We start from the raw sequence: 19,579 nt of genomic DNA on the forward strand, positions 1-19,579 counted from the left end.
CCTACGTCGCCGGGATGAGGAAGCTTTCGACAACTCGGCGGACCTTGGGCACCGCATCGACTTCGCCGAGGCGCAGTGCGGTATTGGCGGCACAGAGGACGGCGTCGATCTGGAAGGCGGCGAGATCGATATCCAGATCGACGATTTCGCCCGCATCGACGGCATGCCGGAGTTCGCGTGCGATGGTCCCCACCCACTCTCGCTGCTCGCGGACCAGCGCATCGCGCACCGGACCGGGACGGCTGTCGAACTCCGCCATATTCGCGACCCGCAGGCAGCCGCCCGCGAACAGTGGTGTCTGCGCGTAGACGATCCAGCATTCGATCAGGGCGCGAAGTCGTCGCACCCCATGCGGTTGCGCGCGGGCGGGACGAATGACGGCATCGATGAACATATCGCGGCCGAAATCGACCGCCGCGAGTTGCAGCGTCTCCTTGGTCTTGAACAGGGTCTGCACACCCGCCTTGCTGAGCCCGGTATCAGTCGCCAGCTTGCCGAAGCTCAAACCCTCGAGACCGTCGAGGGATGCGGTGTCGACCGCTTGGCGCAGCACGAGCTGGCGACTCCGTGCACCGCGCAGTAGGCGCTTGTCCTCCGTCGTCATAGCTAAAGAGTACGTCCGGTCGTATAGTTAGACAATCGGCGCCACCATCGCCTGCAGCAGATCGCGCAGGGTCTGCTGCTGTGCGGCGGTGAGCGATGTCAGTGGCGACTGCGCCCCGAGCAGGTCGAGCGCCTCGGCGCGCCGCCGCTCCCCTGCGGCCGTCAGCACGATCTGTTTGGCGCGGCGATCGGTCGGATGTGGTTGCCGCCGAACCAGATCCTGCTGCTCGAGGCGGTCCAGCACGAACGTCGCATTCGACGGCTCGCACGACATTCTGGTGGCCAATTCGCGCGCGGTAATCGGATCCGACAACTCGCGCAGGGCGATCACCTGCGACGGCGTCATATCCAACGCCTCGGCGACGCGGCGAACGTGCACGTCGAGGCGGTGAGTGAACTGATGCACCAGCTTGCAGACATCGCGATCGATCTCGGTATCCACGGCGAGATTCGGTGGCGCCTGCTCCTTCATGCCGTCGAGTCTAGTGTCATGCTTCGAACTATGATAGTTCTAGTTCAAATCATTTGAATTGTAACTATCTGGGAGTGGATGTATGCGCCCTGCTGTCTTTGCGCTCATGCTGGTGGTCTTCAGCCTGACCACCGGTGAATTCGTAATCGCCGGAATCCTGCCCGAGGTGGCGGCTGGGCTCGCGGTGTCGGTGCCCGCGGCGGGTCTGCTGGTGAGCGCCTATGCGCTCGGCATGATCGTCGGCGGGCCGGTGGTGACCGTGGCGACGGCGCGGCTGCCGCGTAAACCGCTCGTGGTCGGTTTGGTCGCGGTGGCGGTCGTCGCGAATCTGGGTTCGGCTCTCGCACCGAACTATTCGACCGTGCTGCTGGCCAGATTCGCCGCAGGACTCGTGGTGGCAACGTTTTTCGCCGTCGCCATCGCGACGGTCGTCTCGACGGCCGAACCCGGCCGCGAGGCATCGGCGGTGGCGCAGGTGGCGCTCGGCATGAACCTGGGCATTGTCGGCGGCACTCCGATCGGCGCGGCCGTCAGCCAAACCTTCGGCTGGCGTGCGACATTCGTGTCGGTCGCGGTGTGCGCGGCCGTCGCGCTGCTGCTCGTGCTGCGTTTCCTGCCGACCATGGGCGCGCCGTCGAGCGGATCGGTGCGCGGGGAGCTGCGCGTATTCGCCGATCGCCGTGTGCAATTGGCGATCGCGCTCACCGCGCTCGGCAATGTCGGTGTAGTGACGGTCTTTACGTACTTCACCCCGCTGCTCACCGAGGTGAGCGGCTTCGCGACAGGTGTGGTGCCCGTGCTGCTGCTGGTGTACGGCGTGGGCGCGGTGCTCGGCAACTATCTCGGTGGACGGCTGGCCGATAGGGCGCCGATGCCATCGCTGGCGGGTCTGCTCGCGGCCCTGGCGGGCACGCTGGTGGTGCTCTGGGGCGTCGCCGAAATTCAATTGATCACGGTGGCACTGATTTTCGTGCTGGGTGTGCTGGCCTTCGCGATCATTCCCGGTATGCAGACCCGGGTCGTGACCGCGGCGGGCGCGGCACCCACACTGGCGGTCGCGGTCAATGCCTCCGGATTCCAACTCGCCGCCGCATGCGCGGGCCGCATCGGTGGCTGGGCCATCGATGACGGACCGGGATTGCGTTCGATCTATGCGATAGCCGCTGTCCTCACGGTATCGGGTTCGGCGATGGCGCTGTACATGCTGCGGCGTGATCGCAAACCCGTGTTGGAATCCAGCTGACCGGTATGTCGTTGAATCCGGTTGCTGCACAATCTGTCTCGAGTCGAGCCGCTATTATCTGGCTAGGCGCTTACCAGCGTCGCCGATATCAGAAGAGGGGTACGACTGTGAGCATGATTCTCGCCGCGGCACATGACACGTATGGAGCAGTCCTGGCCCAACTCGGCAACCCGACACCTGAGGCGCCGCCCCTCGCGGACAAGATCCTGCAGATGGTGCGCTATTTCACCTGGTTCATCCTGCTGGCGGGCATTACCGCCATCACCTACGCGGGCGGTCGGTTCGCCTGGGAGAAGTGGTCCGGCGGCGGCCTGCAATCGCCGAAGATGGTGGCGGGAGCCATGATCGGCGGTGTCGTCGCGACCAGCGCGGGGACCATCATGAATGCCGTGATCGGCACCTAAGCACGCCATTTGATGGAGCAACCCATGCTCGGCCGATGTGGCTCGGGCACGGGGGCTCCGGTGCGTACCGCCTCGACCGCGGCGCGTAATTCGTTGCCGGTCAGCGGTTTACCGTTGCCCGGGGTGGATTCGTCGAATGCGCCGCGGTAGGCGAGTTGGAGGCGTGCGTCGTAGAGGAAGAAGTCCGGCGTGCACGCGGCCCGGAAGGCTCGACCGACCTGCTGTGTTTCGTCGATCAGGTACGGGAATTTCCAACCGGCCCGATCGGCTTGGACCCGCAGGTGCTCCGGTGCGTCATCCGGGTAGGCGTCGGCGTCGTTGGTGCAGATCGCCACCGTCGGGATGGTCAGCGTGCCGACCACCTCGCCGAGCTTCGACTCGAGGTGCCGCACATACGGACAGTGGTTGCAGGCGAAGATGACCAGTAGTCCGGGCCCGTCCGCATAGTCGGCGCGGGCGTGCAGCTGACCGTCGAGGTCGGGCAGGCTGAAGTCCGGCGCGGGCGTTCCGATCGGGACCATCAGGGATTGAACCGACATGGTGTGCCTCCTCCGAGTCGATATCGAGCGTAGTGCGCTTTACCGCGCCAGATGCGCCGGATCGGTATCGGTCCCGCACAGGACGACGCAGATCCGCTCGCCGGGCTCGGGCCGATACGCTTGCCCTTCTCGTCACGGGCTGGGGAACGACCGGTGCAGCAGGTCTAGCAGATCGGTGAGGTGGCGGTCGTAGGCCACCTGATCGAAGACCGGGGTGTCGCGCCTGGTGAAACCGTGGCGGGTATTCGGGTAAACCACCGAGGCATAGCGGGCGTCCGCGGCGTCGAGTGCCTTTTCCAAACGGGTGATCTGCTCCCGGGGTATCGAATCATCTTGGCTCGCATGGGCTATCAACAATTCGGCGGTAATACCCGCCAGCACGGTGTAGCCGTCGGCCGCGATGGCTTGCATCATTTCGCGCAGCCAGGGCCGCAGGCCGTAGGCGTCCATATTGAACAGCACGCCGGGATGGGCGGCGCCGTCATCGGGTCTGGTCGGGTAGGCGTCGGCATTGCCGTCGGCGGTGCGGACATCGAGGGCGCTGAATGCGACGGGCACCGTCATGGCATATGACGCTATCGGCGATTTTCGATATCCGCCGAGTCCTCTTATTTGCGAACAAATTGTCGATTTTCGCGCCATGTAGTCTGCGTCCATCTGGAAGTTGTAGTCATGCTCTGTCGAAGAGAGGTTGACCTGTGAAACTGATCTGGATGACGGCGACGGCGGCACTTGCCGTTGCCGTGGCGGGATGCACCGACGACAAGTCCACGACTGCCGCGTCGAGTTCGTCCGCACCATCGGAAACGAGTTCGGTGGCTGCGACGCCGATCGAAAACGAGGAGCCGGGCGACGACGTGCGAATTCCGCTGGGGGAGACCAAGAAAGTACCGATTCCCGCGGATGCCGTAATGGATATCAAGGTGCCCGTCGACTGGGGCGCGGCGAGCGGAAGCCTACGCTGCACGGTGACCGACAGCACCGGCCGCAACGAAGACCTCCGTTCCACCAATACGAAAAAACAGGAAACAATCGGCGGAAAAGAGTGGATGACGCTGTGGACCTTTTCCTCACCCGCCGGTGCCGAGGTAACCGTCGGATGTAAGGATCCGGATTCGAAAATCGCCGCGGGCGACGATCACCTGATCCGGGTCGTACCGCGCGGCATCACCCCGCACTGAACCGCTGTGACGCTGTGACGCGGCCGCCGGAATTCATCGGTGACCGATCACCAAACCCATTAGGCGCAAGGCGAGTTCGGCATCGCCCGTGACGTGTACGCGGTCGACCACATCCGCCGGATCGAGTTGGCGCGTGCCGAGACGACCCAGCGTGTGCAGGTCGGTCGTGACGGTGGCGTCGGCATTGCCGAGTTCGCCGGGGGTCACCGTGGCTCGTCCGTCACCGATGACGATGGCCGCGGCGGAACCGTCGATGTGGAATTGGATCGTCGCCCGCATATCGGCGGGCGGGTCGATCAGTGTCGCGAGGAAGACGAGCGTCCATTCGGCGCGGTAGCTCTCCTCGGGACGTCGCGGTTCGTCGAAATGGTGCCGCATGCCCCACATGGCAAGGGGGACAAGCGCTGCCGCGAGTTCCCGACCGGCCGGGGTGAGTTCGTACACCTGCGACGCCGCCGGTGGCGGCAGTGTGGTCCGGCTGATCAGGCCGTCGTCGTCGAGCTGTTTGATGCGCGCGGCGAGCAGGCTGGTGCCGATGCCGTCGAGTGCGTCGGCGAGGTCGGTGTAGCGCTTCGGGCCAGCCATGAGTTCGCGGATGATCAGCAGCGTCCAGCGTTCGCCGACGAGATCGAGGCTGCGGGACAGTCCGCAGTACTGGTTGTAGGTGCGCCGCGCCATCGCCATCTTCCTAGTTCGAATTCATGGTGTACTTACTTCTAAATCTTATGTTAGCGTCGAGTCGGGGGTTGGTCGAACTCAGGAGAGACCCGTGATCACATCGCTGACGAATTCCGCCGAACTCACCGCACTTTCCGCCGATATCCCGGCTGACGTGCGCCACCACTTCGTCCAGATCGACGGCCTGCGCATCCACTACGCCGAGGCGGGCGCGGGTGCACCGCTCATCCTGTTGCACGGCTGGCCGCAGCACTGGTGGGAGTGGCGGCACGTGATCGCACCGCTCGCGCAGCGGTATCGGGTGATCTGTCCGGATATTCGCGGCCTCGGGTGGTCCGAAGGATCCGATGACGGCTACAGCTTCGAGCGACTGGCACGCGATCTCGTCGAATTGCTGGATCGGTTGGAGGTGGATCGGGCGCGGGTGGTCGGCCGTGATTGGGGCCTGGTCGTCGGCTATCGAGCCTGCCTGAACTGGCCGGAGCGGTTCGACCAGTTCGTCGCGCTGGCCGGTGTGCATCCGTGGACCATCGATGGGGTGCGGCCCGCGGTATTCACCAAGCCTTGGCACATCTACGCACTTGCCGCGCTCGGGCGTTCGTCCGCACTGCAAACCGCGCTGACAAAGCGGAGTCTGCGCGCATGGCGGCACCAGGGGCGCTTCAGCGATGCGGAGGCCGCGGTCTACCTGTCCCGGATGTGCACACCGAGCGCGCATGCGGCGACCATCGACTTCAATCGCAATGTGTTGTTGCACGAGGTACCGCATTTCGCACGGCACTACCGCATGATGCGCCTGCGGGTGCCGACCCTGCACCTCAACGGTGCCTGCGATCCGCTCGCCGAGGGCGTCCCGGACAGCTATCGCGACTACGCCGACGACATGCGGCTGGAACGGATCCCGGACTGCGGTCACTTCGTGCCTGAGGAGCGGCCGCAGTGGCTGGCCGACCGGCTGCTGACCTTCCTCGACGGAGGCGCGAAGTGGCGCGGGTAGCCTCGGATTCGTGGCAGAGGTAGTGCCGGGATACCGGGAGCGGCCGTCGCGGCTCCCGGGCGCCGTGGTGTGGACGAATACCAATGTCACCGGGGCCGCGGCCTTACCGGTGTTGCCGGACGGATGTATGGATCTGCTGTGGAGCAATGGCAGGTTGCTGGTGGCCGGGCCGGATACCCGGGCGTATATGGCCGATGGTGTGACGGGCACTCGATGGGTCGGGATTCGATTCGCACCGGGCAGCGCGCCCGCACTGCTCGGGGTGCCCGCGCACGAATTGCGCGATAAACGGGTGGAGTTGGCGGATCTGTGGCCCGCGGCGGCGGCTCGGCGACTCGCGGAACAGGTCGGGGCGGCAGCGGATCAGACCGCCGCATTGGAGGCGCTCGCGATGCGGCGGGCCTACGACACCGAACCGCCCGACCCGGTACTGCGGCGGATCGTCGATGCGCTGGACGCCGGGTGGTCGGTCGCGGCGACGGCCGAGGTCGTGGGTCTCGGTGCGCGGGTGTTGCATCGACGCTCGCTCGCGGCCTTCGGCTACGGGCCGAAGACATTGGCGCGCATCCTGCGGCTGCAGCGGGCGCTCGCGGTGGCCCGCAGCGGAGTACCGCTCGCGGACACCGCATTTCGTACCGGATTCGCCGATCAGGCCCATCTCGCGCGCGATGTGCGCGAACTGGCGGGTATGCCGTTGAGCGAGTTGCTCATCCGCTCCTAGCGTCGGCTCAATCCGACAGCGGGGCGTACAGATCGACGCTATTGCCGTCCGGGTCCAGGATCGTCGCGTAGCGCTGGCCCCAGAAGGCATCCCATGGCTTCAGTTCGCCGCGGTATCCGGCATCGATGAGTTCGCTGTAGACCGCGTCGACCTCGGCGGGATCCGCGCACTGGAAGGCCAGGCCGAGTCGCCCCGCGGACCTCGGCGGCTGCCAGCCGGAGTGGAACGACTTGATCACGGCCTCGGTATCCAGCGTCAGGCGCATACCGCCGGGCAGCGGTGCCTCCATATGCCCGTCGTCCGCCGCCGGGAACTCGAGACCCAGGCGCCGATAGAAGGCGAGCGAGGCGGCCATATCGCTGACGACAATGCCGATGACATTGAGTTGTGGAGTCATATCCGCAGCGTATGCGGCACTTCGGCAGGCGTCTTGAACAAATCGGACTCAGCAGGCGGTGGCCGGGATCAGTTCCGCGATCAGGTTTTCCACCAGGATGCGGATCCGGTCGCGGATCGAGCGAACGATGGCGATGTCCTCGCCGGTCGCATCGGACAGCATCCAGTCGCGGTAGCTGATACCGGGGAAGAACGGGCACGCATCACCGCAGCCCATGGTGACGACCACATCGGACATGGCCACCGCGTCCACAGTCAGCAGCTTCGGCGCATGCGTCGAGATATCGATGCCGAGTTCGGCCATGACCGCGACGGCGGCCGGATTGATGACGTCGGCGGGCGCGCTCCCGGCGGAGTGCACATCGATGCGGTCGCCGGCGAGCGCATCGAGGAATCCGGCGGCCATTTGCGACCGGCCCGCATTGTGGACACAGACGAACAGCACGCTGGGCTTGTGAGCCATGTGCGGGAGTACCTTTCAGGCTGGTGAATCGGAGCGGTGCCGTGGTTCTGGGCGCAATGTCGGGATTGTCGGGCTGCACCGGGTCTGCGTCGTAGGGTGCGTGATACGTATACCAGGACGGGTGGAAGATGTTTCGCGACGAGGGGGGCGACTTTGTCCGCCAAGGCATCTCGAGGCCGGTCGCTCGAGAGTTGTTGCCGCACGCGGGATATCGACCGAGAAGAAACCGGTCGGTCAGGAAATCGACATTTTGCCTGGATACAGCGCGGCCCGCGGTGCCGGAGCGGCAACCGCGGGCCGTGGACGCGCGCGAGGCGTCACATGGGACGCAGATCGATGACCTTGCGCAGACGCGCGCGATCGCGCTCGAGCCGCCGCGCCTCGTAAGCGATCGGGAAGTAGCGCACCCGCTCCGGCAGCAGCGGAACCGTGCGGGCGATGAACCAGCCCAACGCCTTCAGCTTGCGCTCATCGGACTCCGACCACGTCAGGCCGAGCTTGCGCCGGGCCGCCTCCGGGGTGGTGCCGACGGTGACGAAATACTGCAGCCGGCCGACCGGCGCGAGCACGCGCTTCCAGGCGGGGCGCAATGCGCGCGGCAGTTGCCTCGGCGGCGCGATCGACTGGATCACCCGTAGGTAGTCGTGCGCGGTACCGGTCTCCTGCAGGTGGTTCTCGACAATATCGGTGAAGAATTTCTCGAATTCGGCGTAGTTCGCCGGAATCTCCTTGGGCGCCACCATGAAATTGCGCATGAGCTGCACCGTTTCCTGGTAGTACGCGTCCTTCTCGGCCGGGGTCAGCGGGCGGCGGGCGAAGTATTCGGCGTTCTCGGTGAAGGCGAAGGTGCCGGTGTGCAGCACCCAGGCCCACGGAGCGGAGGCCAGCGCCTTGTGCCGGACACCATCTGGCGTGGTGGTGTTGAGCGAGGCGTGCATCTTGCGCAGGCGATCCGCCTCGGCGATCGCCTCGTCGCCGCCGTAGATCCACATCATCACCGAACCGATGCTGCGCACCGCGCGTCCGAGCGGATCGGTGCGGAAGGTGGAGTGTTCGTCGACCACCGCGGCGATGGTCGGTTCCATGGTCTGCAGCAGAAATGCCGAGCCGGCGGTGAGGGAGAAGGTGATCAGGCCGGTTTCGTCCCACATTCGAGTACCCGGTGCGAACGGGCGGCGCTCCGGTGCGGTCCGTGAATCGGCATCGAATGCGGCGGCGGTCATTGCGATCTCCTTTGATCAACCATCCAAGAGTTTGAGAGACTTAGTGTAACAATCTCTCATGAACTTGGCTTGTCGACCGCGCGCCCTGGGCACCGATAATGCAGCCCCCTAGGCTGAATCGATGTGACGAGCGATTGGCGCAAACGGGACGGGCGGATCGGTGTGCTCACCGGCGCGGGCATCTCCACCGATTCCGGCATTCCCGACTTCCGTGGCCCCCGCGGCGTATGGACGAAAGACCCCATCGCCGAACTGTTGTCGACCTACGACGCCTACCTCGCCGATCCTGCGCTGCGCAAGCGGTCCTGGCTGGCCCGCCGCGACAATCCGGCCTGGCAGGCCCAACCCAATGCCGCGCACGCCGCACTGGCCGACCTGGAGCGCGCCGGACGCACCATCACGATCATCACCCAGAACATCGACCGGCTGCACCAGCGCGCCGGATCCTCACCCGGCCGGGTGATCGAAATCCACGGCAATATGTTCGAAGTCGTCTGTGTCGGTTGCGAATACCAGACGAGCATGGCGGCCACGCTGGCCCGGGTGGCGGCGGGCGAGGCGGATCCGCCGTGTCCGGCCTGCGGCGGCATCCTGAAATCCGCGACCATCATGTTCGGTCAGCAGATGGATCGCCGCACCATGACCAAGGCCGCGCTGACCGCCGAGGCCAGCGATATCTTCCTGGCCATCGGATCCTCGCTGCAGGTGGAGCCCGCGGCATCGATGTGCGCGATCGCCGTCGACAGCGGCGCGGATCTGGTCATCGTCAATGCCGAACCGACGCCCTACGACGGCATCGCCACCGAGGTCGTCCGCGAACCCATCGGCACGGCCCTACCGCGCCTGGTCGCCGAGATGCTCGCAAGCTGACCCATGCGACTCGGCCACCACGGAGCGAGTCTTACGAGCGAACACGCAGCGCCGCAGGCGCTGCAAATCAGACGCAGCCGAGTACCCGCTCGACGTATGCGTTGGCGAAGCGGCCCTTGGGATCGAAGCGGCGGCGCACTTCGGCGAAGTGATCCCAGTCTGGATAACGCGCCCGCAGTGTTTCGGCGGTCTGGAAGTGGCGCTTGCCCCAGTGCGGGCGGCCGTCGTACTTGTCGAAAACCGCTTCGCAGGCACGGAAATACGGTTCGAAGTCCATGCCGCGGTACTGGTGCACGGCGATGTAGCAGGTGTCGCGGCCACCGGCGGGGGACAGGAACGCGTCATCGGGGGCGACCCAGCGCACCTCGATCGGCATCGGCGTATCGAACCGCGTCGCGAGTTCCTTGATCTCGCGGATGGCGGCGGCGGAATGTTCGCGCGGGATCGCGTATTCCATCTCGGTGAAGCGAATCAGCCGGGGCGAGGCGAAGACTCGATAGGAGCGGTCGACCTGGCGGCGGTAACTACCCGCATACGCCGCGCCCCGATGGATCCACGGCACCAGCTGCGGCCGGCGCTTACCGAGTCGGCACAGCGCGTCGAATGCGTAGTTGGACATCAGGATGTCGGCGAACCAGTCGGCGGCCCGGCCGCGCGGCTGTTCCGGCAGGTCGACGGGGTTATTGCGCTTGGTCATCGCCAGCGGGCTGTGGCCGAACATGTAGAACTCGAAATGCTGGTTGCCGTCGACATAGGCGTCCAGATCCGCGAGGACCTCCTCGACCGGCACCGGCCGCTCGATTCCCTCCAGCACGAACGACGGCACCAACTGCAGGGTGACCGCACTGATCACGCCGAGTGCCCCGACGCTGACCCGCGCCGCGCGCCAGCCGTCCGGATCGGAATCCTCGTTCAACTCGACTCGGCTGCCGTCGGCGAGCACCAGTTCGATGGATTGCAGAGCGGCCGAGAGGTTTTGCAGCGTCGCACCGGTGCCGTGGGTGGCGGTGGCGGTCGCGCCCGCGATGGTCTGCACGTCGATATCGCCGAGATTGGGGAAGGCCAGTCCGAGCGGATGCAGTGCATTGCTCGCGGCATTGAGGGTGATGCCCGCCTCGACTCGAACGCGGCCGGTCTCCCGGTCCACGTTGCGGATGCGGTTCAGTTTCGCCAGGTCGAGCAGGATGCCGTCGGTGAGTACGGCATCGGTGAACGAATGACCCGCACCGGCGACGCGTACCGTCTGTCCGGTGGTGGCGGCGCGGCCGATGATCTCGGCCAGTTCCTCGGTATTTCGCGGGGCGACGACGGCGGCTGGCGTGCACTGCTGATCCCCGGCCCAGTTCCCCCACGAGTTGGTCATACGTCCAACTGTAAGGGCTGGCTCAGATGCGCGCTAGATATGTCCGGTTTTTGCGCTAGCGCTAGCGCTTGCGGCCAGCGCAGGCGAACGACTTGGCCTGTTCGACTTCCTCGTCCGTCAAGGGGGGCGCCGGTAGGGGCCGGCGCGGCGCGTCATCGCTGCGTACGCCGTTGAGGGCGATGGCCATATAACGCTGCCAGGTGTTCGGATTCACCGGCTTGGAGAACTCGGCGAGCGCGTCGACCATGTGGATCAGCGCGAAGAAGTCCGAGGGCTCGATATCGGGCTGAAGTGCGCCGGCCTCGCGCGCGCGATCGATGACCGCGGCGATGGTCGGCTTGATCCGGTCGCGCAACTGGGCGAAGCGCTCCAGATCCTCCTCGAGTTCGAGCATCACCTCGCTGAAGCCGCGATTGGTAGCCAGATGGGTGCAGGCGTACTCGAAGAACTGGACCAGTCCCAGCCAGGGGTCGGGATGCTTGGCCGCGGTCTCGGCGGCGACCGCGAATTCGCCGACGTTCTGTTCGAAGACCTCGGCGATCAATTCCTTCTTGTTGGCGAAGCGCCGGTAGACGGTGCCGACGCCGACTCCGGCGCGTTCGGCCACGTCATCGAGGGTGATCTCCAGACCGTGATCGGCGAAGAGCTGGCGGGCCGCCTCGACGATGCGCTGCTGATTGCGGGCAGCGTCGGCGCGTAGGCGCCGAGGTGGAGGCACGGTAGTGGCGGGATTCACAGGCACATCCTAGCAATAAGCGGGATTAAGTGGAGGAGATATCTCCGTTATTGTGTTAGCTTATCTCATTAAGCGGAGGAACCTCCTCCGGATCAAGCCTCGAGCAAAGGGGACACATGACTACCACGTTGGACCGTGGGGCACCCGCCCCCGAGGAAACTGACTCGGGCCGCCGCGGCTCGCACGCCCTGCGCTGGTGGGTGCTCGCCGTACTCGGCGTGGCTCAGCTCATGGTTGTGCTCGACGCGACCGTTGTGAATATCGCGCTGCCCGCAGCGCAACAGGACCTCGGTTTCAGCGATGGCGATCGGCAGTGGGTCGTCACCGGTTACGCCCTGGCCTTCGGCAGCCTGTTGCTGCTCGGTGGCCGACTCAGTGACCTGTTCGGCCGACGTAACACCTTCATTATCGGCCTGATCGGATTCGCCGTCGCCTCCGCGGTCGGCGGCGCGGCCACCAGCTTCGAAATGCTGGTCGCCGCCCGCGTCGGACAGGGCGTCTTCGGTGCGTTGCTCGCGCCCGCCGCGCTGTCGCTGCTCACGGTGACCTTCACCGAACCGGGTGAACGCGCCAAGGCCTTCGGCATCTTCGGTGCCGTCGCCGGTGCGGGTGGCGCCATCGGTCTGTTGCTCGGCGGCATGCTCACCGAATGGGCCTCATGGCGCTGGGTGATGTTCGTGAACCTCGGCTTCGCGGCGGTCGCGCTGGTCGGCGCGGTGCTGCTGCTGGCCAAGCATGTGGTCGCCGAGCGGCCCAAGCTCGACATCCCCGGCACCGTCGTGGTGACTGCCGCACTGTTCGGCATCGTCTACGGGTTCTCGCACGCCGAGTCGACCAGTTGGGGCAACCCGGTCACCCTCGGTTTCCTGATCGGTGGCGCGGCCCTGCTCGCGGTGTTCGTGTGGATCGAGACCCGGGTCGCGAATCCGCTGCTGCCGCCGCGCATCGTGCTGGACCGCACTCGCGGCGGTTCGTTCCTGACGGTGTTCGTCATGGGCATCGGAATGTTCGCGATCTTCCTGTTCCTGACCTACTACATGCAGCTGAGCATGGGGTACTCGCCGATCAAGACCGGTCTGGCGTTCCTGCCGATGGTGGCGGGCATGGTCATCTCCTCGACCACGGTGCCCTCGCTGCTGCTGCCGAAGGTCGGTCCGAAAAAGGTGGTCGCCGGCGGCTTCCTGGTCGCCGCGGTCGGCATGGCATGGCTGACCCAGATCAGCTTGGACAGCAGCTATGTCGGGAATATCCTGCCCGCCCTGATCCTGATGGGGCTCGGCCTCGGTGGTGCGATGTCGACCGCCTTCCAGGGTGCGACGGCCGGTGTGCACCACGAGGACGCCGGTGTCGCCTCGGCGATGATCAACACCAGCCAGCAGGTCGGCGGTTCGATCGGTACGGCGCTGCTGAGCACCATCGCCGCCTCGGCCGCGACGGACTACCTGTCGTCACATACGCCGGGTCCGCTGGCCGTGGCACAGGCCCAGATCGAGAGCTACACGACCAGCTTCTGGTGGGCCACCGCGATTTTCGTGGCCGGTGCGGTGATCACCGCGTTCCTGATGCCGAATACGGTTCCGGCCCCGTCGGAAGGCGAACCGGTAATCGTGCACTGAATCTGTTCGGTGTTCGAATTGCAGCGCCTGCGGCGCTGCGTGTTCGCGGCCCCCTGGTGGCTCGCGTCCGACCGATCGAGACTCGCGACTTCGTCGCATGCGCTTCGATCGGTCGGACGCGAGCCGGGCCGCGAACGTCGCTCGTAAGACTCGCTCCGTGGTGGTCTCCTGAGTCGGGGAGCGTTGTTACTGATTGTCAGCAGTTGCTGGGCGCGGGCAGTCCCGCGAACCGGTCGGACAGGTAGGCGAATGCCAGTGGCGCACCGGCGAATAACGCCGAAGTGTGGTCGGTGCCCGGAATCAGGTCGAACAACACCGGCGTGCCCGCCGCGCAATAGCGGCCAACCACCTCGCGGGCCAGCCACGGATCGACCTGCTGATCGTTGGCGCCATGCCATTCGTAGATCGCGGCGCGTGGTACACCGGGATATGTCTCCAGGCTGTTCTCGTCCATGACCCGGATCGTGGTGTCGCCGGCGTCGAACATCGAGCCGTTGAAGACATCGTCGAAGTCCTTGTTCGCGCCCGCAGCGATGATTTCGGAGGTGCAGGCATTGGCGACCTGGTTGCGCAGTGCCCAACCCTCGGGATTGAGGAACCGCTCCATCGACAGCTGGGCCGGATATTCGCGCTCCAGACCGATCGTCGCCGCGAATCCGAGGCCGAACAGCGGGTTCGGCCGCGCACCGGCCTCGCGGGCCAGCTTGCCGAGGTTTACCGGAACCCCGCCCTGCGCGACCCCGACGATCGGCAGCTCCGGCGCATACTCCGGTGCCATTGCCGCCGCGAATCCGGTCGCCATGGCGCCGCCCGAGTATCCGGTCATGCCGACCGGACCAGCCATGAGATCGGCTGGCGCGAAACGCTTTACCGCTCGTATCCCGTCCAGGGTGAGCCGACCGCCCAGGCGGGCGGCGCCATAGGCGCTGGTCGGCCCGAGGTGGTCCGGAACCGTGACCGCCCAGCCGCGAGCCAGCAGCAGATTCAGCACGGGCGCCTCCTGCATGCCGCCGTCGAAGAGGCTGTGCGACGGCGCGCACTGCAGGCCGAGCGAATTGATGAACGGCTGATACGAGACCAGCGGCCGGTTGAGTCCACCGCCCACCGGCAGCAGCAGGGTGGTCACGGCCGCGATGGGGCCGCCCGCCGAATCTGTCGACCGGTACAGCAACTGCCATGCCGTCGCGCCGGGAAAGCCCACCGCGTTCACCGGCCGACTGCGGATCACATCGCCGGGCTGGAAGTTGCCCACATCCGGTGGCGCCCAATAGAAACCGTCCGGCTCCGGAATCGGATAGATCGGCTGTGCCAGGGCGGGCGGTGCGTAGCCGAGTCCGGCCAGCACGGCCGCCAACGCCGCGATTGCGAGTCGCCGGATCGAAACCCATTCGCCACGAATCGATCTGCCGAACAGTTGCTGGCGCCCGCTTTTCGCCGTCATCCTAGGCGCTTCGGGTATCGCCGATCGTGCCGCCATCATCGCTCCCGACCTGTGTCCGTAGGGGTGGGTGGGAACTTCGGCCAAACCTTCCAGGCATTCGTACGTTCTCGGTGCCGCCGTGTCAACGAACGACGCTGGTCATGGTGGGTGCCGCCGTCCCGGATGTTCGGGCCCGCCGACCCGACCGTTAGCATTGCGCCGGTGACATTCGGCTCGGCAGGAGGTCAGCGCATGGGTCAGCGGGCCCGTACCCCTGCCGTCGAGCCGTCGGTGCTGGTGGTGATCTCGCTCGGCGGTGGACTCGGCGCGCTGGCGCGCTACGGCATCGGCGTGTGGTGGCCTGCGCAACCGCATCAGGTCCCCTGGTCGACGTTCACGATCAATGTCGTGGGATGCTTTGCGATCGGAATTCTGATGGTTCTGATCACCGAAGTATGGGTAGCCCACAGACTGCTCCGCCCATTTCTCGGCATCGGTGTGCTCGGCGGCTTCACCACTTTTTCCACCTACAGCCTCGAGGTTCGTAGACTGCTCGAATCGGGTGCGGCGGTCGAGGCGTTCGGCTATCTCGGGGGGACGGTGGTGGCGGGCCTGGGGGCGGTCGTGCTCGGCATGTTTTCGGCGCGGTGGGCTACTGGTATTGCACGACGGACGAGTTGAATAGTGGAGAGCGCGACGGAAGGGGGTCAGGCGATGAATGATTCACCGACGGGCACTGGTCCGGCGGCGGGACAGTGGCTGTCGGCGGCGCGGCTGACGGTGCTGCTCGACGAGGACGACAACTGGCGGCACGGGCCCCTGTACCACGAGATCGTGCGCCGCGCCCGTGACACCGGACTGGCCGGCGCCAGTGTGTGGCGCGGCGTGGAGGGTTACGGCTCGTCCTCGCGCATCCACACCAGTCGGATCCTCGATCTGGCCGAACACCTACCGGTGCTCGTGATGATCATCGACGAGGCCGAGCGGTTGCGCGCCTTCGTCGAACAGAATTCCGAGCTGCTCGCCGCGGTGAACGTCGCATTGTCCGAGGTCGAGACTTGGCAGCCGAGTCCAGGGGGCGCCCGATGATGGTGGTGCTCGTCCTGGTCGGCGGCATGATCGGTGCGCCTGCGCGATATCTCATCGACCGTGCGGTAGCCGCGCGATTCGAATCTCTGCTGCCGCTGGGCACATTGACCGTTAACATTGTCGGTTCGGCGTTGCTCGGTGGACTGATCGGCGCCGGCGCGAACCACTGGCTGCTGGCCGCCGCGGGAACAGGTTTCTGCGGTGCGCTGACCACATTCAGCACCTTCGGCTACGAGACGATCAGGCTCGCGGCCGAGGGCGCCTACGCCTATGCGGTGGGCAATGTGGTGCTCAGCGTCGTGACCAGTTTGACCGCGGTGTTCGCCGCCGCGGCCACGACCCAGTGGTTGTGGACATGATTTTGATGACGAGCCGGGCGCAGCCGACACGGAAGGGAGACCCGAGCATGGCCCATGATCGAGCCGGGCGACCCGCGCGTCCCACCGACCTGGAGGACATCGCACGTCTGGTGACGGCGTACTACAGCCGCATCCCGGATCCGGCCGAGCCCGCGCAGCAGGTGGCGTTCGGCACCTCGGGGCATCGGGGCTCCAGTCTGGACACCGCGTTCAACGAGGCGCACATCCTGGCCATCACCCAGTCGATCGTGGAATACCGTGCCACGCGGGGGATTACCGGTCCGGTCTATCTGGCCCGTGATACCCACGCACTGTCCGAACCCGCGTGGACCACCGCACTCGAGGTGCTCGCCGCCAACGATGTGACCGCGATGATCGACGCCCGCGATCGCTACACCCCGACGCCCGCGCTGAGTCATGCGGTGTTGCGGCACAACCGCGGTGGGGCAAAGCATCAGGCCGATGGCATCGTCGTCACGCCGTCGCACAATCCGCCGCGCGACGGCGGCTTCAAATACAACCCGCCGCACGGCGGTCCGGCCGATACCAAGGCCACCGACGCCATCGCCAACCGCGCCAACGAACTGTTGCGCAACGGCTTGGCCGGGGTGCGGCGGACCACACTGCGGCATGCGCTGGAGAACTGCGTCGAGCGCTACGACTACCTCGACCACTACATCGCGGATCTGCCGAATGTGTTGAACCTGGACGCCATTCGCGGCGCCGGGATCCGGCTCGGCGCAGATCCGATGGGTGGGGCCAGCGTCGACTACTGGGAGGAGATCGGGCAGCGCTACGACCTCGAACTCGAGGTCGTCAACCCGTTCGTCGATCCGACCTGGCGGTTCATGACGCTGGACTCCGACGGCAAGATTCGGATGGATCCGTCCTCGCGCTATGCGATGGCCTCGCTGATCGCCATCAAGGACGACTACGACATCTCCACCGGCAACGACGCCGACGCGGATCGGCACGGCATCGTCACACCCGATGGCGGACTGATGAATCCGAACCACTTCCTCGCGGTCGCCATCGAATATCTGGTCGCGAACCGGATGGGCTGGGATGCGCTCACCAAGATCGGCAAGACGGCGGTGAGTTCGTCGATGATCGACCGGGTGGTGAGCGTGCTCGGGCGCGATGTGTACGAGGTGCCGGTCGGCTTCAAATTCTTCGTGCCCGGATTGTTCAGCGGCAGTCTGGCTTTCGGCGGCGAGGAGAGCGCGGGCGCATCGTTCCTGCGGATGGACGGCACCGTGTGGACCACCGATAAGGACGGCATCCTGCTCGCCCTGCTGGCCACCGAGATCGCCGCGGTCACCGGCCAGAGCCCGTCCGCGCGCTATGTCGAACTCGAGAAGCGCTACGGCAGTCCGGCCTATGCCCGCATCGACGCCGCCGCGACTCCGGAACAGAAAGCACTGCTCGGGAAGTTGACACCGGACATGATCACCACAAAGGAGATCGCCGGTGAGCCGATCACCGCGGTCCTCACCCGAGCCCGTGGCAACGGCGCCCCCCTCGGCGGCTTGAAGGTCACCACCGAAAACGCCTGGTTCGCCGCCCGCCCCTCCGGCACCGAAGACAAGTACAAGATCTACGCGGAGTCCTTCCAGGGCCCCGAACACCTGACCCAGGTCCAAGCGGCCGCGGAAGAAGTGGTCGGGCAGGCGCTGTCCGGTGAGTGATAGATCGACTGCGGGGTCGTCGGAGTCGCTGGGTTCGAGAGCTTCAGCGGGAGAGGCGGGCGCGTCCTGGGCGGGAATGCCTGCGGGGTCGGCGATGGAGGGGAGCTCGGCAGAGACGACGGTGGCGCCAGGTACCGATGGGGCCTCGGGTGTGGTCGAGGGGCAGGGCGAGGTAGCTGCTGGATGGAGTGGGGCGGCGTCCAGGGCTTTGCCGGTTGAGATTTGGGTGTTGGTCGGGGCTTCGTTTGTTATCGCCGTCGGGTTCGGTCTGGTGGCGCCGGTGTTGCCGCAGTTTGCGCGGGGGTTCGGGGTTGGGGTTGCCGCGGCTTCGGCGATTGTCAGTGCGTTTGCGTTGATGCGGCTGTTGTTCGCGCCGGTCAGTGGGCGGTTGGTGCAGCGGCTGGGGGAGCGGTCGGTGTATCTCGGGGGCTTGTTGATCGTCGCTGTGTCGACCGGAGCCAGCGCGTTCGCCCAGAGTTATTGGCAGCTGCTTGTTTTGCGGTCGGCGGGTGGGGTCGGGTCGACCATGTTCACGGTGTCGTCGCTGGCACTGGTGATCCGGATGTCGCCGCCCGCGCAGCGCGGGCGGGTGTCCGGGCTGTGGTCGACGAGTTTTCTGATCGGATCCGTGAGCGGGCCGCTGGTCGGTGGTGCGCTCGCGGGGCTCGGATTGCGGGCGCCGTTCCTGATCTACGCGGCGGCGCTGCTGCTCGCTACCGCGGTGGTCTACGTGAACCTGCGGCATTCGACCCTGGCCGCACCGGAACCGGTGGGCGGGCTGCGGCTGATGTCGTTCCGGGAGGGACTGGCACGGTCGGAGTATCGGGCGGTACTGCTGTCGAATTTCGCCAATGGCGCGGCGGTATTCGGCGTGCGGATGGCATTGGTGCCGCTGCTCGTTGTCGAGGTGCTGCATCAGCAACCGGGTATGGCCGGTGTCACGCTGACGGTGTTCGCCGCGGGCAATGTGGCGGTGCTTTTCGCATCCGGCAGGCTCTCGGACCGCTTCGGGCGCAAACCCTTCCTGATCGTCGGATCCCTGATCTGTGCGGCCGGAACAGCCGGACTCGGTCTCGCGACGAACCTGCCCTGGCTGCTGGTGACCTCATTCGTGGCCGGTCTGGGCTCGGGCATGTTCACCCCCGCCCAGCAGGCGGCGGTCGCGGACGTCATCGGACCGAAGGCCCGCGGCGGCCCGGTGCTGGCGGGCTTCCAAATGGCGGCCGACCTGGGCACCGTCATCGGCCCGGTCGCGGTGGGCGCCGTTGCCCAGCACTTCTCCTACGGCCTCGCCCTCGCCCTGACCGGCGCACTTCTCGCCGTCGCAGCCGCCATCTGGACACTCGTCCCGGAACCACTGCACCGACGCGGTGTGGAATCGAAAGTGGAAGCGATCGCGGACAGCCCGCCCGCCTACACCTACGGCCCCGACGGCGCCGAACGTCTCGTCGATGCCCCCGACTCCCAGGACAACAACTACGCCTCCCACTGATCTGGACGTCTGATCACCATGTAACC

The 19,579-nt window shown here is 66.0% G+C and carries 23 protein-coding genes; 12 read left to right on the forward strand and 11 right to left on the reverse strand.

From position 1 onward, the window contains the following. Window position 1: 1 nt before the first annotated feature. Both ACQPZ2_RS10435 and ACQPZ2_RS10440 read right to left on the reverse strand, forming a co-directional pair. The gene (locus ACQPZ2_RS10435; RefSeq protein ID WP_433525349.1) at window positions 2-604 is read right to left on the reverse strand and encodes a TetR/AcrR family transcriptional regulator; all 603 of its coding nucleotides are present in this window, start codon (window positions 602-604) and stop codon (window positions 2-4) included. Between the two features lie 27 nt (window positions 605-631). Further along, window positions 632-1,075: a MarR family winged helix-turn-helix transcriptional regulator gene (locus ACQPZ2_RS10440; protein ID WP_433525350.1), complete on the reverse strand. Its 444-nt coding sequence runs from the start codon at window positions 1,073-1,075 to the stop codon at window positions 632-634. 82 nt (window positions 1,076-1,157) lie between these two features. On the opposite strand from ACQPZ2_RS10440, the gene ACQPZ2_RS10445 reads away from it, so the two are divergent. Then, window positions 1,158-2,318 carry an MFS transporter gene (locus ACQPZ2_RS10445; protein ID WP_433525351.1) on the forward strand — a complete coding sequence of 387 codons (1,161 nt, stop codon included), beginning with the start codon at window positions 1,158-1,160 and terminating at the stop codon, window positions 2,316-2,318. 113 nt (window positions 2,319-2,431) lie between these two features. Then, the gene (locus ACQPZ2_RS10450; protein WP_174415132.1) at window positions 2,432-2,722 is read left to right on the forward strand and encodes a hypothetical protein; all 291 of its coding nucleotides are present in this window, start codon (window positions 2,432-2,434) and stop codon (window positions 2,720-2,722) included. Here the strand turns inward: ACQPZ2_RS10450 and ACQPZ2_RS10455 are convergent. Then, window positions 2,719-3,261 carry a thioredoxin family protein gene (locus tag ACQPZ2_RS10455; protein ID WP_433525352.1) on the reverse strand — a complete coding sequence of 181 codons (543 nt, stop codon included), beginning with the start codon at window positions 3,259-3,261 and terminating at the stop codon, window positions 2,719-2,721. The genes ACQPZ2_RS10450 and ACQPZ2_RS10455 overlap by 4 nt on opposite strands. 132 nt (window positions 3,262-3,393) lie before the next feature. Then, window positions 3,394-3,825, reverse strand: coding sequence for a dienelactone hydrolase family protein (locus tag ACQPZ2_RS10460; RefSeq protein WP_433525353.1), 432 nt, complete (start codon window positions 3,823-3,825; stop codon window positions 3,394-3,396). 134 nt (window positions 3,826-3,959) lie between these two features. Here ACQPZ2_RS10460 and ACQPZ2_RS10465 point away from each other — a divergent pair, with 134 nt between their 5' ends. Beyond that, entirely contained in the window at window positions 3,960-4,442 is a 483-nt protein-coding gene (locus ACQPZ2_RS10465; RefSeq protein ID WP_433525354.1) for a hypothetical protein, read from the forward strand. A gap of 33 nt (window positions 4,443-4,475) precedes the next feature. Here ACQPZ2_RS10465 and ACQPZ2_RS10470 read toward each other — a convergent pair whose 3' ends face one another. After that, window positions 4,476-5,120, reverse strand: a complete 645-nt coding sequence (locus ACQPZ2_RS10470; protein ID WP_433525355.1) for a winged helix-turn-helix transcriptional regulator — start codon at window positions 5,118-5,120, stop codon at window positions 4,476-4,478. Between ACQPZ2_RS10470 and ACQPZ2_RS10475 the strand changes: the two genes are divergently transcribed. Then, entirely contained in the window at window positions 5,107-6,117 is a 1,011-nt protein-coding gene (locus ACQPZ2_RS10475) for an alpha/beta fold hydrolase (protein WP_433525356.1), read from the forward strand. The two genes, ACQPZ2_RS10470 and ACQPZ2_RS10475, sit on opposite strands and share 14 nt — an antisense overlap. Before the next feature lie 10 nt (window positions 6,118-6,127). Continuing rightward, window positions 6,128-6,838: a helix-turn-helix domain-containing protein gene (locus ACQPZ2_RS10480; RefSeq protein WP_433525357.1), complete on the forward strand. Its 711-nt coding sequence runs from the start codon at window positions 6,128-6,130 to the stop codon at window positions 6,836-6,838. A gap of 7 nt (window positions 6,839-6,845) precedes the next feature. Here ACQPZ2_RS10480 and ACQPZ2_RS10485 read toward each other — a convergent pair whose 3' ends face one another. The 3 genes from ACQPZ2_RS10485 to ACQPZ2_RS10495 all read right to left on the reverse strand — a co-directional run bounded on the left by ACQPZ2_RS10485 (window position 6,846) and on the right by ACQPZ2_RS10495 (window position 8,920). Next, a complete protein-coding gene (locus ACQPZ2_RS10485) occupies window positions 6,846-7,235 on the reverse strand; it encodes a VOC family protein (RefSeq protein ID WP_063041471.1) in 390 nt (129 codons plus the stop codon). A gap of 48 nt (window positions 7,236-7,283) precedes the next feature. Then, complete coding sequence (locus tag ACQPZ2_RS10490; RefSeq protein ID WP_433525358.1) at window positions 7,284-7,697, reverse strand: arsenate reductase ArsC; 414 nt, start codon at window positions 7,695-7,697, stop codon at window positions 7,284-7,286. 317 nt (window positions 7,698-8,014) lie between these two features. Continuing rightward, the gene (locus ACQPZ2_RS10495; protein WP_433525359.1) at window positions 8,015-8,920 is read right to left on the reverse strand and encodes an oxygenase MpaB family protein; all 906 of its coding nucleotides are present in this window, start codon (window positions 8,918-8,920) and stop codon (window positions 8,015-8,017) included. 123 nt (window positions 8,921-9,043) lie between these two features. Between ACQPZ2_RS10495 and ACQPZ2_RS10500 the strand changes: the two genes are divergently transcribed. After that, window positions 9,044-9,790 carry an SIR2 family NAD-dependent protein deacylase gene (locus ACQPZ2_RS10500; protein ID WP_433525360.1) on the forward strand — a complete coding sequence of 249 codons (747 nt, stop codon included), beginning with the start codon at window positions 9,044-9,046 and terminating at the stop codon, window positions 9,788-9,790. Window positions 9,791-9,857: 67 nt separating this feature from the next. On the opposite strand, the gene ACQPZ2_RS10505 is transcribed toward ACQPZ2_RS10500, so the two are convergent. Both ACQPZ2_RS10505 and ACQPZ2_RS10510 read right to left on the reverse strand, forming a co-directional pair. Next, complete coding sequence (locus ACQPZ2_RS10505) at window positions 9,858-11,153, reverse strand: D-arabinono-1,4-lactone oxidase (protein ID WP_433525361.1); 1,296 nt, start codon at window positions 11,151-11,153, stop codon at window positions 9,858-9,860. 61 nt (window positions 11,154-11,214) lie between these two features. Next, window positions 11,215-11,889, reverse strand: coding sequence for a TetR/AcrR family transcriptional regulator (locus ACQPZ2_RS10510; RefSeq protein WP_433525362.1), 675 nt, complete (start codon window positions 11,887-11,889; stop codon window positions 11,215-11,217). 116 nt (window positions 11,890-12,005) lie between these two features. On the opposite strand from ACQPZ2_RS10510, the gene ACQPZ2_RS10515 reads away from it, so the two are divergent. Next, on the forward strand, window positions 12,006-13,505 hold the full coding sequence (locus ACQPZ2_RS10515; RefSeq protein ID WP_433525363.1) for an MFS transporter: 1,500 nt from the start codon (window positions 12,006-12,008) through the stop codon (window positions 13,503-13,505). A 196-nt stretch (window positions 13,506-13,701) separates the two neighbouring features. Here the strand turns inward: ACQPZ2_RS10515 and ACQPZ2_RS10520 are convergent, their stop codons facing one another. Continuing rightward, window positions 13,702-14,946: a lipase family protein gene (locus ACQPZ2_RS10520; RefSeq protein WP_433525364.1), complete on the reverse strand. Its 1,245-nt coding sequence runs from the start codon at window positions 14,944-14,946 to the stop codon at window positions 13,702-13,704. Window positions 14,947-15,147: 201 nt separating this feature from the next. Here ACQPZ2_RS10520 and crcB (ACQPZ2_RS10525) point away from each other — a divergent pair, with 201 nt between their 5' ends. The 5 genes from crcB (ACQPZ2_RS10525) to ACQPZ2_RS10545 all read left to right on the forward strand — a co-directional run bounded on the left by crcB (ACQPZ2_RS10525) (window position 15,148) and on the right by ACQPZ2_RS10545 (window position 19,553). Further along, window positions 15,148-15,606 carry a fluoride efflux transporter CrcB gene (gene crcB, locus ACQPZ2_RS10525; protein WP_433525365.1) on the forward strand — a complete coding sequence of 153 codons (459 nt, stop codon included), beginning with the start codon at window positions 15,148-15,150 and terminating at the stop codon, window positions 15,604-15,606. Between the two features lie 33 nt (window positions 15,607-15,639). Then, window positions 15,640-16,014, forward strand: a complete 375-nt coding sequence (locus ACQPZ2_RS10530; protein ID WP_433525366.1) for a DUF190 domain-containing protein — start codon at window positions 15,640-15,642, stop codon at window positions 16,012-16,014. Continuing rightward, window positions 16,011-16,373 carry a fluoride efflux transporter CrcB gene (crcB, locus tag ACQPZ2_RS10535; protein ID WP_433525367.1) on the forward strand — a complete coding sequence of 121 codons (363 nt, stop codon included), beginning with the start codon at window positions 16,011-16,013 and terminating at the stop codon, window positions 16,371-16,373. Before ACQPZ2_RS10530 ends, crcB (ACQPZ2_RS10535) begins: the two co-directional genes overlap by 4 nt. Before the next feature lie 47 nt (window positions 16,374-16,420). After that, window positions 16,421-18,061: a phosphoglucomutase (alpha-D-glucose-1,6-bisphosphate-dependent) gene (gene pgm, locus ACQPZ2_RS10540; protein ID WP_063046921.1), complete on the forward strand. Its 1,641-nt coding sequence runs from the start codon at window positions 16,421-16,423 to the stop codon at window positions 18,059-18,061. Between the two features lie 94 nt (window positions 18,062-18,155). Next, entirely contained in the window at window positions 18,156-19,553 is a 1,398-nt protein-coding gene (locus tag ACQPZ2_RS10545; protein ID WP_433525368.1) for an MFS transporter, read from the forward strand. Window positions 19,554-19,579: the final 26 nt, after the last annotated feature.

The sequence above is a fragment of the Nocardia pseudovaccinii genome, assembly GCF_050942345.1.
In the GTDB taxonomy this organism is placed as follows: Bacteria; Actinomycetota; Actinomycetes; order Mycobacteriales; family Mycobacteriaceae; genus Nocardia; species Nocardia pseudovaccinii.

Bases quoted from the DNA above. Each gene is read 5' to 3' on its own strand.
- pgm (WP_063046921.1), top strand. From the start codon at position 16,421: ATGGCCCATGATCGAGCCGGGCGACCCGCGCGTCCCACCGACCTGGAG.
- ACQPZ2_RS10460 (WP_433525353.1), bottom strand. From the start codon at position 3,825: ATGACGGTGCCCGTCGCATTCAGCGCCCTCGATGTCCGCACCGCCGAC.
- ACQPZ2_RS10445 (WP_433525351.1), top strand. From the start codon at position 1,158: ATGCGCCCTGCTGTCTTTGCGCTCATGCTGGTGGTCTTCAGCCTGACC.
- ACQPZ2_RS10545 (WP_433525368.1), top strand. From the start codon at position 18,156: ATGGAGGGGAGCTCGGCAGAGACGACGGTGGCGCCAGGTACCGATGGG.
- ACQPZ2_RS10490 (WP_433525358.1), bottom strand. From the start codon at position 7,697: ATGGCTCACAAGCCCAGCGTGCTGTTCGTCTGTGTCCACAATGCGGGC.
- ACQPZ2_RS10450 (WP_174415132.1), top strand. From the start codon at position 2,432: ATGATTCTCGCCGCGGCACATGACACGTATGGAGCAGTCCTGGCCCAA.
- ACQPZ2_RS10440 (WP_433525350.1), bottom strand. From the start codon at position 1,075: ATGAAGGAGCAGGCGCCACCGAATCTCGCCGTGGATACCGAGATCGAT.
- ACQPZ2_RS10455 (WP_433525352.1), bottom strand. From the start codon at position 3,261: ATGTCGGTTCAATCCCTGATGGTCCCGATCGGAACGCCCGCGCCGGAC.
- ACQPZ2_RS10515 (WP_433525363.1), top strand. From the start codon at position 12,006: ATGACTACCACGTTGGACCGTGGGGCACCCGCCCCCGAGGAAACTGAC.
- ACQPZ2_RS10470 (WP_433525355.1), bottom strand. From the start codon at position 5,120: ATGGCGCGGCGCACCTACAACCAGTACTGCGGACTGTCCCGCAGCCTC.
- ACQPZ2_RS10530 (WP_433525366.1), top strand. From the start codon at position 15,640: ATGAATGATTCACCGACGGGCACTGGTCCGGCGGCGGGACAGTGGCTG.
- ACQPZ2_RS10505 (WP_433525361.1), bottom strand. From the start codon at position 11,153: ATGACCAACTCGTGGGGGAACTGGGCCGGGGATCAGCAGTGCACGCCA.
- ACQPZ2_RS10520 (WP_433525364.1), bottom strand. From the start codon at position 14,946: ATGACGGCGAAAAGCGGGCGCCAGCAACTGTTCGGCAGATCGATTCGT.
- ACQPZ2_RS10495 (WP_433525359.1), bottom strand. From the start codon at position 8,920: ATGACCGCCGCCGCATTCGATGCCGATTCACGGACCGCACCGGAGCGC.
- ACQPZ2_RS10435 (WP_433525349.1), bottom strand. From the start codon at position 604: ATGACGACGGAGGACAAGCGCCTACTGCGCGGTGCACGGAGTCGCCAG.
- ACQPZ2_RS10485 (WP_063041471.1), bottom strand. From the start codon at position 7,235: ATGACTCCACAACTCAATGTCATCGGCATTGTCGTCAGCGATATGGCC.
- crcB (WP_433525367.1), top strand. From the start codon at position 16,011: ATGATGGTGGTGCTCGTCCTGGTCGGCGGCATGATCGGTGCGCCTGCG.